This window comes from Daeguia caeni, assembly GCF_042653845.1.
GTDB lineage: Bacteria > Pseudomonadota > Alphaproteobacteria > Rhizobiales > Rhizobiaceae > Brucella > Brucella caeni.
In genome coordinates this window covers 15,914-27,513 of the sequence record NZ_JBHSEL010000115.1, presented here as the reverse complement: position 1 = coordinate 27,513, position 11,600 = coordinate 15,914, and the positions used below count along the sequence as shown (strand labels likewise).

Genomic DNA, 11,600 nt, shown 5'->3' with positions numbered 1-11,600 from the left:
CATCTGATCCTCCGTAGTTTTTGCAAACATAGAGAATCATAAACTACTGAAATCGCTCAACTTAATTTTCGGTCGGGCTCTTACGGCAAGCAAGAAAACAAGTTTCCGCTTGAAGTTCGCCCCCGTGCTGTTCATGCGATACAGGATCACGTGACGTTGCCGCCAGGTTTTATCCAGTTTTGAGTTCGCTCCAGCGGTTTTGGGCTGCTGTATTCGGGGCGTTAGCGGCGGGTTGTAGTGTGGAGCTGTTCCGGCTGCGCAGCACCACATCACGTCGCAAGTTGATTGTCTGAGCGCACCCGGCAGGTCTCATCCAGCCGAGTCCAGAGTGTGGTCAATAATCGTTGTGATCGCTGCGCCAGTTTAAAAACGCTGATTGTGCCTGGTCAGCGACGAGAAGAACCTTGCATTCAGAAGCTCGGCGCGAAATGGCCACGTCCACGCTCATCTCGATTGCACCCGCGCTTGCCATGCGTACCAATGACATGATCGACAACAGGATCGTCAGCCAGACAACGGCCGTCTTTGGCGATGCAAGCATTCCCCTCAATGCAAGTGGACATTATCAGGCGGTCTGGGGCTCGCCCACGACAGGCAGGAGCTTGCGGAAACTACACATCCAACGGCTTTCTACCTCAACGTGCCAGGCTTCACCCAGAAACGGCGAGGTATCGAACGCCATCTCACCGGACGGCTGGCGCTCTCCTGCCAGTGGACGGACGACATCATGTCCTATGCATCGGTTGCCCGTGACTATGCATCCAGCGGTTTCGACAAGGGAACAAACTACGTGCCCATTGCTCTTGCAACGCCGCGTTCAGGCCATCCATCGCATGGACCTATGAGGCAGGTGGTAAAGGCCCAGCTCACCGACGAGCTGCGCGTCAAGGACAGCGTCTTCTACAACGCCATGCGTGACGGCCAGCTGAGTGCCTTCGATGCTGCGACCTGGAGCGTCTTCTACGCCAACCAGGACTACCGCGGCTACGCCATGAAAGCCGATGCGACCTATACGCTGGCGAACGGGTTGGAATTCTTCTGTGGCTTTGCCGCAATCAAGTTCGAACGCGTCAATCTCACGCCGGAAGCCGCGAGCGCCAGCGCTGGCTTTCCTGCTGCGGACCCGCGTAACCCGGTCACCCGACCATCGTGCTGCCTTCCCGGAACAAGACGGGGTAGCCTATATCGGCAAGCAGATCTTCCCTGCCAACTGCGAACTCTACCTGATCGTGAAGGCTTCTCCCGCCAGACGGATCGACCGGCTCAATACGTTCCTGCCGCGGCTGGAAGGCGTGAACGCCGCCCGGGGCGCCCGGAAAACGGCGAGGCGAAGCTGGTGCGCAACTTCCTTCGCACCCACCATCATCTCACGGCCAAAACCAACCGCGTCCGCATGGGGCAGCTACCGCGAATGGATGGCAGAACCGCTTGTCCCCAGAAAACGGCGCTATAGTGCCTCTTTTCCATAATCGCCCGCTTTTGTCGCAGTCCTGTTCCCCATCCGTAGCCGACGCACCCGCAGCGGACAGGACGAAAGGACAATCGAGAACTTGGGCGCCCTGCTCGCCCATGCTGTGACATGCATGTTGCGAAACCGCTGATTTTACTTGTGTCTTTCAAACAGATCATACCCACACGGCAAGATCTGTTGCCCAGGAAACGGGCTGGCAAGGCTGCTGCTTTCAGCCCGGATGACGGGGCCGGGATGGACATGCAGGCTGCAACCGCCTAAAAAGCCTGTGTTCCTTCTGCCGGAAGACAAGCCTGTCCGAAAAACATGAGCACAGCCATGTCCACACTGCCCCTGACACATCAACCCGCCATTGATCAGCAGTCCATCAGGACACTTGTCGCCACCTTCTATGGACGCGCGCGCCAGGATGAATTGCTTGGGCCTATCTTCAACAGCACGGTTGAGGATTGGGATCACCATATTGCGCAGATCAGCGCCTTCTGGTCGTCGATCATTCTGAAAACTGGCGGTTATGACGGCCGCCCCATGCCGCCGCATTTGCGGCTCAATCTCGCAAATGCGCATTTCGACCGCTGGCTGGATATCTTCGAAAAGACAGCGCGCGATATCTTCCCCGAAGAAGCCGCCCGCATTTTCATCGACCGGGCAAGGCGCATTGCCGACAGTTTTGAAATGGCCATTGCAACCCATGCCGGACGCATCTCCACTCCAAGACACATCCGGCGTCCCTTATAGTCGCTGACTGGCCTCAGGCCTCCTCTTCTGCCTTAAGCCTTTTTTCGCAACGCAGCAGCATGCCATAAAGATCGCGCGGCTCGTCAGGATCAGCCAGCAGGTCAAGCTGCTCATAGAATGGCTTGTCCTTCAGCTTGTCGCGCACATAGCGCAGGGCGGAAAAATCTTCCGTCGCAAAACCGACTGAATCAAACAGCGTGATCTGGCTTGCGTCCGTGCGGCCTTGCGTCCGGCCTGCGATGACTTCCCACAGTTCCTTGACCGGATAATCGGCCGGCAATTGCTGGATTTCGCCTTCAATACGGGTCTGCGGCGGATATTCGACGAAAATCTCCGACCGATGTAGAATATCGGCATGCAGCTCCGTTTTGCCGGGGCAATCGCCGCCCACCGCATTGATATGGATGCCGGAGCCCACCATATTGTCGGTGAGAATGGTTGCATTGGCCTTGTCGGCCGTCACTGTCGTGATGATCGATGCGCCTTCCACCGCTTCCTCAACGCTGCCGCAGGCCACAATCTCAAAACCTGCGCCATCAAGATTGCGCATGCATTTTTCCGTCGCCACGCGGTCGATGTCATAAAGGCGCAATCTGTCGACGCCGAGCAGGGCCTTGAAGGCCAGCGCCTGGAATTCGCTCTGCGCGCCATTGCCGATGATCGCCATGGTGCGGGCATTTTTCGGCACCAGATATTTGGCAGCAACGGCAGAGGTTGCTGCCGTGCGCAGCGCCGTCAGAATGGTCATCTCGGTCAGAAGCATTGGATAGCCGCTGCCGACATCGGCCAAGACACCAAAGGCGGTGACCGTCTGCAGGCCCTCGCGCATGTTCTTGGGATGGCCATTGACATATTTGAAGCCATAGAGCGTGCCATCGCTGGTTGGCATCAGCTCGATCACGCCATCGATCGAATGCGAGGCAACACGCGGCGTCTTGTCAAAACGCTCCCAGCGGCGGAAATCTTCTTCGACATAATCCGCCAGTTCCTTCAGAAACGTCTCGACCCCGATGGAAAGCACCAGCTTCATCATATGGTCAACGCTGACAAATGGAACGATATTGAGATTTGTCTTGGTCATATTCGCTCCTAATAGCTGATGGTTGGGCGGTCCATGACGCTGCGTCCAAGCAGGCTTGCCATCAGATCCACCATGACAGTCGCCGTGCGACCGCGTTCATCGAGGAAAGGGTTGAGTTCAACCAGATCGAGACTGGTCACGAGACCGCTGTCATGCAGCATTTCCATGATCAGATGCGCCTCACGGAAAGTGGCACCACCCGGAACTGTCGTGCCGACAGCCGGGGCAATGGTGGGATCAAGAAAGTCCACATCAAGGCTGACATGCAGCACGCCATTTTCTGCCCTGACCCGTGCAATGAAATCGCGCAGCAGGGCGGCGACACCATGTTCATCAATCTGGCGCATGTCATAAACCGTAATGCCGCTGTCGCGGATTGCCACGCGCTCGGCCGGATCAACGCTGCGAATGCCCATCATGCAGACATTTTTCGGATCAACCACGGCAGCAAGCTTCGGGAAATAGCCGTCAAAGCCCTTCTGCCCGGTATAATAGGCAACCGGCGTGCCATGCAGATTGCCGCTCGTCGTCGTGTCGAGCGTGTGAAAATCCGTATGCGCATCAAGCCAGAGCACAAATTGCCTGCGGCCATTTTCCGCTGAACGGCGCGTGATGCCCGGCACGGTTCCGGCAGCCAGCAGATGATCGCCGCCCAGAAAAATCGGAAAACCGTCCGCACTCGCCTGATAGGCTGCCTCGCTGATGGCCTCGATCCAGGAAACGGCAACCGGCAGCGACTTGATCACCGGATTGGGATGGTCGATGGCGCGTTCCGGCCCGTGCGACAGATTCCCCAGATCAACAAATGTATGGCCAAGCTCGCGAATGGCATCGGCAATACCAGCGGCGCGATAGGAATCAGGGCCCATATTGCAGCCCGGACGCCCCGTGCCTTCCTGAACTGGCAATCCCAATATCTTGCAGTGCATCCTTCACTCCTTGGGTCATTCCTGATGAGAATGACCTCTGTGCTTGGCGAAGTGAAGCCTGCGGATTGGCAACTTTACTGGAATGTATTATCAAAATGGTGGATTGACGTGTCAATTTGGGGGCTTGATGGACGAACTGGACAAAAAGCTTGTCACAGTGCTGCGACATAATGCGCGTCGCAGCATTTCCGACATTGCAATGGATCTGGGCGTGTCGCGCGCAACCGTGCGTGCGCGCATGGAGCGGCTGGAAAAGAACGGCGACATTCTCGGCTATACGGTGATCCTGCGCTCCGATGCCGTGGACCTGCCGGTGCGCGGCATCATGATGATCGAGATTGAAGGCAATGTGGCCGACCGTGTGGTCAAGGCGCTCGGCGGCTTTTCGGAAGTCTCGGCCATCCACACCACCAATGGCCGTTTTGATCTGGTAGTGGAGCTGGGTGCGGCAACGCTGACCGATCTCGACGCTGTCCTGCGCCGCATCCGTCTGGTGCCCGGCATCAAGGCAAGCGAAACCAACCTGCTGCTTGCCACCCCGCGTTCGACACGCGCGCGGCTGTGACAGTAAAAGGCCGGGAAAACCCGGCCTGTTTCGTCAGCCTTCAACTCCGGCAAGCGCCGGATAGTCCGTATAGCCTTCCGAGCCGCCGCCATAGAGCGTCTTTTTGTCGAGCGCATTGAGCGGCGCCTTTTCCTTCAGGCGGCGCACCAGATCGGGATTGGCGATGAACGGACGACCATAGGCAACCAGATCTGCCGCTCCCGATGCGACAGCCGCCTCGCCCATTGCCAGATCATAGCCATTATTGACCATCCATGCGCCATTGCCGCCGGCACCACGATAGATCTGCTTCAGCCGTGCATAGTCGAAAGGCGCCGGACCCTGATTATAATCGCGCTCAGCCCCGGTCCAACCTTCGATAATGTGCAGATAAGCCAGACCATAAGGGCTAAGCCTTTCCACGACATAATCAAACAGCGGCTGCGGGTCTGAATCAAAAATGTCATTGGCAGGCGTCACCGGCGACAGACGAATACCAACCTTGGCCCCACCAATCGCCCTGGTGGTTGCGTCAACCACTTCGAGGAGGAAACGGGCACGGTTTTCGATCGAGCCGCCATATTGGTCGCTGCGCTGATTGCTGCCGGAGCGCAGGAACTGGTCAATCAGATAGCCATTTGCCGCATGGATCTCGACCCCGTCAAATCCTGCCACCTCAACCGCATTTCTGGCAGCACGCGCATAGTCGCCCACGATGCTGGCGATCTCATCCGTTTCCAGCGCGCGTGGTTCGGATGTCGGCACGAAGCCGCCCGTGCCATCGGGATTGACAAGATAGGTCTTGGATTTTGCCGTAATCGCGGAAGGTGCAACCGGCTTGCCGCCATTGGGCTGCAGGGAGGTGTGCGAGATGCGCCCGACATGCCAGATCTGCACGAAGATCCTGCCACCTGCCTGATGCACCGCATCAGTCACCCGCTTCCAGCCTGCAAGCTGTTCGGCCTCATAAAGCCCCGGCACATTGGCATAGCCCTGCCCCTGCTGGCTGATGGGGGCTCCTTCGGTAATGATGAGACCAGCACTTGCGCGTTGCTGATAATAAAGAACATTGAGATCATTCGGCACGGAACGCGGCGAACGATTGCGTGTCAGCGGTGCCATCACAATGCGATTGGCAAGCGTAATATCACCGAGAGTGATGGGATCAAACAGGGTGGGCATGGTCCGTGTCCTTCAACGTGGCATGAATGTCATAGATCAGAAAGTGATTGGCGGAATGCGGCAATCGCCGCCTCATTCCGCTTGTAGAAAGTCCATTGCCCCACACGGTGCGGCGTGATCAGCCCCGCCTTGGTCAGAACCGAAAGATGTGCCGAAACTGTCGATTGCGACAGGCCGCAGCGTTCAAACTGACCGGCGCAAACCCCCATTTCAGGCGCGATATGAGCCGCAGAAAAATGTTTCTCCGGCTCCTTGAGCCAGCTTAAGATCGCCAGCCTGACCGGATTGGCGAGGGCTTTCAGAATCTCTTCCCGTGATATGGGCTGTTCATCCGTCATGGCTGTTTCATGAATCTGCCTGAGATCAATATATCGATTATCTTCGATTTATATATCGAATTTTTTCGATTTATGCCAGCCCTGATTGCCGTGACCACGGCATGCAATCCTGCATGCTTTCCTGTGGAACACCGCCCCTGCCTTGATTGCGCCTGATCCACATCCGACTATGTTCGCCGTGACATTCAAGGACTGGAAAGAATATGGCAGACGACAACAAGCGCATTGCCGGGATCATAGCGGCGGAAATCACTGCAAGGCCGGAACAGGTGCTGGCGGCCATCGGCCTGCTTGATGAGGGTGCGACCGTTCCCTTCATTGCGCGTTATCGCAAGGAAGTGACCGGGGGGCTGGACGATGCGCAATTGCGCCTGCTCTCGGAGCGACTTGCCTATCTGCGCGAACTGGATGCGCGCCGCGCGACCATTCTGGAAAGCATCCGCAGCCAGGGCAAGCTGACCCCGGAACTGGAACAGAAGATCGCCGGCGTCACGACCAAGGCCGAGCTGGAAGATCTCTACCTGCCCTATAAGCCAAAACGCCGAACACGGGCAGAAATTGCGCGCGAACGCGGGCTTGGACCTCTCGCCGAAGCCATTCTGGCCAACCGCAGCCTTGTTCCCGCTGAGATTGCCGCAAATTATGTCACCGGCGAGGTCGCCGATGTGAAGGCAGCCCTTGACGGCGCGCGCGATATCATTGCCGAAGCTTTCTCGGAAAATGCCGATCTTCTCGGCGCCTTGCGCCAATATATGCGAGAACATGCCGTGCTGCGCTCGCGCCTTGTCGATGGCAAGCAGGAAGCGGGCGCCAAATTTGCCGATTACTTTGACCATGCCGAGCGCTGGGCAACGGTTGCCGGTCACCGCGCACTGGCCATGTTGCGCGGACGCAATGAGGATATTCTCTCGCTGGATATCGAAATCGATGCCGACGACACCTCGCCCATCAAGCCCGTCGAGCGCAAGATCGCCGCGGCCTACAATATTGGCGCAACGCTGCCCGGCGACCACTGGCTGATGGAGGTTGTGGGCTGGGCATGGCGGGTCAAGCTTTCATTGTCCTTGTCGCTCGATCTGATGCGCGAATTGCGTGAACGCGCCGAAGAGGAAGCAATCAACGTCTTTGCCCGCAATCTAAAAGATCTCCTGCTTGCCGCTCCTGCCGGATCGCGCGCAACGATGGGGCTTGATCCGGGCATCCGCACCGGCGTCAAGGTTGCCGTGGTTGACGGCACCGGCAAGCTGCTCGACACTACCACGGTCTACCCCTTCCCGCCGAAAAACGACGTGCGCGGCACGCAGGCCGAACTGGCAAGCCTTGTGCGCAAGCACAAGGTTGAGCTGATTGCCATCGGCAATGGCACGGGCAGCCGCGAAACCGAACGGCTGGTCGTGGACATGCTGAACGACATGCCGCAGCCAAAGCCGCTGAAAGTCATTGTCTCGGAAGCAGGCGCATCGGTCTATTCGGCCTCCGCGCTTGCCGCAGCAGAATTTCCCGATCTCGACGTGTCGCTGCGCGGAGCCATTTCCATCGCCCGTCGCCTGCAGGATCCTCTGGCCGAACTGGTCAAGATCGAACCGAAATCGATCGGCGTCGGCCAGTATCAGCATGATGTTGACCAAGTCCGCCTTGCCCGCGCGCTCGATGCCGTGGTTGAGGATGCGGTGAATGCAGTTGGCGTTGATCTCAACACCGCATCTGCCTCGCTGCTTGCCCGCGTTTCCGGCCTTGGCCAGTCGCTGGCCGAGGCAATCGTTGCCCATCGCAACGCCCATGGCGCCTTCAAGAATCGCAAGGAACTGTTGAAGGTTGCCCGCCTTGGCAACCGCACTTTCGAGCAATGCGCGGGCTTCTTGCGCATTCCCAATGGCGATGAACCGCTGGACGCCTCCGCCGTTCACCCGGAAGCCTATGGCGTGGCAAAAAAGATCGTTGCCGCCTGCGGCCGCGATGTGCGTTCACTGATGGGCGACAGTGCGGCACTCAAGGCGCTTGATCCGCGTGTTTTTGTCGATGAACGCTTCGGCCTGCCGACCGTACGCGACATCATTGCCGAGCTGGAAAAACCCGGTCGCGACCCGCGCCCGGAGTTCAGGACAGCCACCTTTGCCGATGGCATTGACGACATCAAGGATCTGAAACCCGGCATGGTGCTGGAAGGCACCGTCACCAATGTCGCCGCCTTTGGCGCCTTTGTGGATATTGGCGTACATCAGGATGGTCTGGTGCATGTGTCGCAACTGGCCGACCGCTTCATCAAGGATCCGCATGAAGTGGTCAAGGCTGGTGATGTGGTAAAGGTGCGCGTGGTGGAAGTGGATGTCGCACGCAAGCGCATTGGCCTTTCCATGCGCAAGGATGCTGGCGACACTCCCGCCCCGCGCGGATCATCCAGCCGCGACCAGCGCCCGGCCCGAAATTTTGCGCCACAGCGCAAGGCAGAACAACCCGCAACCGGCGGTTTTGGTGCTGCACTCCTTGAGGCGATGAAAAGGAAGTGATCAGATCTTGTTGTTGATCGGAAAGCCGGTGGGCGCCTTTCTCACCGGCATTTCATCGGTCGGGATGATCCAGCCGCCGCAAATGGCAAGGCGCACTTCATCACCCTCGGCAAGCTGCACCGGATCGCGCACCTCGAAATGGAGCTGGATATCTGGCCTGGCAATCGCGGCGGCTTCAATGCGCGAACCGCCACCGCGATAGACGACACGCTTCACCTTGACCGGAATACCGCCTGTTTCTGTCAATTCGAGATCGGCAGCCCGCACGCAGAGCCTTGCATTGGCGCGCGGCATTTCCACGCCTGAACAGCGCACTTGCGCACGGGTTCCGAGCACCAGCGCCTCGCATCTGCCCTCCTTGGCAAAGGACAGAACTTCTGCCGGCAACACCATGCCATGCGCAATGAAGGAAGCGACCATTTCGCTTGCCGGTTCCTCATAGAGTTTGCGTGGACTGTCGAACTGTTGCAGTCTGCCATGATCAAGCACCGCAATCCGGTCGGCCAGCGCCATGGCTTCGGCCTGATCATGGGTAATATAGATGATTGTCGTGCCAGTGCGCTTATGGAAAGCCGCAAACTCATCTTCCATCGCTGCGCGTAGATGCACGTCCAGATTGGCAAGCGGCTCGTCAAACAGCACCAGCGAAGGCGCCGCCACCAGACAGCGCGCAAGCGCCACGCGCTGGCGCTGCCCGCCCGATAGATCCGCCGGACGCCGATCGCCAAATCCCTTGAGGTCAACCAGCGCCAGCGCTTCTTCAACGCGCCGTTCACGCTCGGCTTTTGCCACTTTGGCAACCTTCAGACTATAGCCGACATTTTCCGCGACCGTCATATGCGGCCAGAGCGCATAGTTCTGAAACACGATGCCGACCTGGCGCTTTTCCGGCGGCAGATGGAAATTCTTGTGCGACACGCGCTGATCGCCAATATGAATTTCACCGCCATCAACTTCCTCAAAACCGGCAATCATGCGCAGCAAGGTCGTCTTGCCGCAGCCAGACGGCCCGAGAATGGCGACGAATTCGCCGTCCCGGACGTCCAGCGACAGATCAGACAGTGCCGTGAAGCCATTGAAGGTCTTGGAAACACCATCGATTTTCAATCGCGCCATGGCAGAACCCCGTTCGGAAGACGCCCAGCAAACAGATTTGTGGCCAGCATCAACATGAAAGTCATAACCACCGCCAGAATCGACATGGCGGAAGCAAAGGCAGAATCTCCGCCCTGTTCAAAGGAAAACATCACCACACCCAAGGTTTCAGACCCTGACGTCCATAAAAGCGCCGAGACCGTGAGCTCACAAAAGGCCGTCATGAAAATCAGCACGCCGCCGGCAAGGGTGGCGGGTGCGACCAGCGGGAATATAATGCTGCGCAGCCGATAAAACAGCCCGGCCCCGGCAACACGCGCGGCCTCTTCCATGGCACGGTCGATCTGATGCAATCCCGCAACCGTTGGCCGCAGCGCCAGCACAAAGAAACGCGCAATATAGGCAAACAGGATGATCCACAGCGTGTTGTAAAGGCTGAAGCCCACCAAAGGCAGGGGTTTCAGGAACATCAGCAGACAGGCAATTGCCAGCACCACGCCCGGCAGGGCATAGGGCATTTCGGCAGCAAAATTGAGCACCGCCGTCCAGCGCCTTTTGCGCCATGCCAGCAGATAGGCGAAAGGCACGGCAATCAGCACCGCAAAAAGCGCTGCCATCAGGGACAGGAAAATACTGTTGCGGAAGGCGCGCGCCGCCCCGCCATGTTCAAACAGCACAAAGCGGAAATTGTCGAGCGTCGCGGTCGAGAAGCTCAATGGCACACCATAAGCCGGAACAACCGCCGACAGGGCAAGGCCGATCAGCGGCAGGAACAGGACCGCCGTCACCAAAAGCCATGCCGCAATTTCCGCCACAAACTGCCATCGCCCCAGCGAAAAGGGAGCCGCAGGCTGCGAGGCCGAGACAATGCGAAAATCACGCCGGCGCGCAGCATAATCCTGTGCCGCAATGCCTGCCATGGCAATCAGACCGATCAGCACGGAAAGGACGGCGACATTGGACAGGACCGCCGGGCCGCCGCTTGAAAGACGCTGATAGATGAGCGTCGGCAGCACGAGATAATTTGCCGGAATGCCGAGAAAGGCCGGAATGCCAAAATTGCCGACGCAGGAGACAAAGCTGAGCGCCGCAGCCCCTATGATTGCCGGCGTCATCAGCGGCAGGATGATGGTGCGCAGCACCGTCCATTTGCTGGCTCCCGCACTCAAGGCCGCCTCCACCAGTTCACGCGGAAGTTTGCGCAAACCAGCACGTACGATGAGAAAGACCAGCGGCCCATATTGCACGCCAAGAAGCAGGATAATGCCCCAGGCCGAATAAAGCGGATTGCGGCTGCCAAGCGGCGGGGCAAGGCCCAGAACTTTCAGGAACTGGCTTGAAGGCCCAAACAACTGCAGCCAGGCAAGCGCCGTCACCTGCGGTGCGATCAAGAGCGGCGTGACATAAAACAGCACGAACAGATTGCGCCCGCGCATATTGGTGATGCCGACGAGCAGGGCCGCCGTAATCCCTAAGACCAGTGACAGCAGCGTGCCGCCAATGCCGATCTGCAGCGAATGCCATGTCGCAATCCATGTCGCGCGCGCGCCCAAAGTCTCCCGCAGTGCCTGCGTCGACAACACGCCCTGCGGGGCTGCGACTTCCTGCACAAGCCGCAGCATCGGCGCAAACGACAGCACCACGACAATGGCTGTGACTGCAACAATCAGGGCCGCATCGCGGCCCTGAACAGTATTGAGAAAACGCATCAAGAC

General features: G+C 58.3%; 10 protein-coding genes and 1 pseudogene. 4 read left to right on the top strand and 7 right to left on the bottom strand.

From position 1 onward, the window contains the following. Positions 1-169: 169 nt before the first annotated feature. Positions 170-426, bottom strand: a pseudogene (locus tag ACFO1V_RS11715) (integrase core domain-containing protein); the annotation flags it as partial. 301 nt (positions 427-727) lie between these two features. On the opposite strand from ACFO1V_RS11715, the gene ACFO1V_RS11710 reads away from it, so the two are divergent. Both ACFO1V_RS11710 and ACFO1V_RS11705 read left to right on the top strand, forming a co-directional pair. Next, positions 728-1,453 carry a hypothetical protein gene (locus ACFO1V_RS11710; protein WP_374833729.1) on the top strand — a complete coding sequence of 242 codons (726 nt, stop codon included), beginning with the start codon at positions 728-730 and terminating at the stop codon, positions 1,451-1,453. A gap of 336 nt (positions 1,454-1,789) precedes the next feature. Then, positions 1,790-2,209: a group III truncated hemoglobin gene (locus ACFO1V_RS11705; protein ID WP_374833727.1), complete on the top strand. Its 420-nt coding sequence runs from the start codon at positions 1,790-1,792 to the stop codon at positions 2,207-2,209. A gap of 13 nt (positions 2,210-2,222) precedes the next feature. Here the strand turns inward: ACFO1V_RS11705 and ACFO1V_RS11700 are convergent, their stop codons facing one another. Further along, entirely contained in the window at positions 2,223-3,290 is a 1,068-nt protein-coding gene (locus ACFO1V_RS11700) for an ornithine cyclodeaminase (RefSeq protein WP_374833725.1), read from the bottom strand. A gap of 8 nt (positions 3,291-3,298) precedes the next feature. Beyond that, entirely contained in the window at positions 3,299-4,219 is a 921-nt protein-coding gene (rocF, locus tag ACFO1V_RS11695) for an arginase (RefSeq protein WP_374833723.1), read from the bottom strand. 127 nt (positions 4,220-4,346) lie between these two features. Between rocF and ACFO1V_RS11690 the strand changes: the two genes are divergently transcribed. Continuing rightward, positions 4,347-4,784, top strand: a complete 438-nt coding sequence (locus tag ACFO1V_RS11690) for an Lrp/AsnC family transcriptional regulator (protein ID WP_374833721.1) — start codon at positions 4,347-4,349, stop codon at positions 4,782-4,784. 33 nt (positions 4,785-4,817) lie between these two features. Here the strand turns inward: ACFO1V_RS11690 and ACFO1V_RS11685 are convergent, their stop codons facing one another. Together ACFO1V_RS11685 and ACFO1V_RS11680 are read right to left on the bottom strand one after the other, a co-directional pair. Then, positions 4,818-5,945, bottom strand: coding sequence for an alkene reductase (locus tag ACFO1V_RS11685; protein ID WP_374833719.1), 1,128 nt, complete (start codon positions 5,943-5,945; stop codon positions 4,818-4,820). Between the two features lie 29 nt (positions 5,946-5,974). After that, positions 5,975-6,283, bottom strand: coding sequence for an ArsR/SmtB family transcription factor (locus ACFO1V_RS11680; protein ID WP_374833717.1), 309 nt, complete (start codon positions 6,281-6,283; stop codon positions 5,975-5,977). 203 nt (positions 6,284-6,486) lie between these two features. On the opposite strand from ACFO1V_RS11680, the gene ACFO1V_RS11675 reads away from it, so the two are divergent. Continuing rightward, positions 6,487-8,790, top strand: a complete 2,304-nt coding sequence (locus ACFO1V_RS11675; RefSeq protein ID WP_374833715.1) for a Tex family protein — start codon at positions 6,487-6,489, stop codon at positions 8,788-8,790. On the opposite strand, the gene ACFO1V_RS11670 is transcribed toward ACFO1V_RS11675, so the two are convergent. Continuing rightward, on the bottom strand, positions 8,791-9,906 hold the full coding sequence (locus ACFO1V_RS11670) for an ABC transporter ATP-binding protein (RefSeq protein ID WP_374833713.1): 1,116 nt from the start codon (positions 9,904-9,906) through the stop codon (positions 8,791-8,793). Continuing rightward, a complete protein-coding gene (locus ACFO1V_RS11665) occupies positions 9,894-11,594 on the bottom strand; it encodes an ABC transporter permease (RefSeq protein WP_374833711.1) in 1,701 nt (566 codons plus the stop codon). Before ACFO1V_RS11665 ends, ACFO1V_RS11670 begins: the two co-directional genes overlap by 13 nt. Positions 11,595-11,600 lie beyond the last annotated feature (6 nt).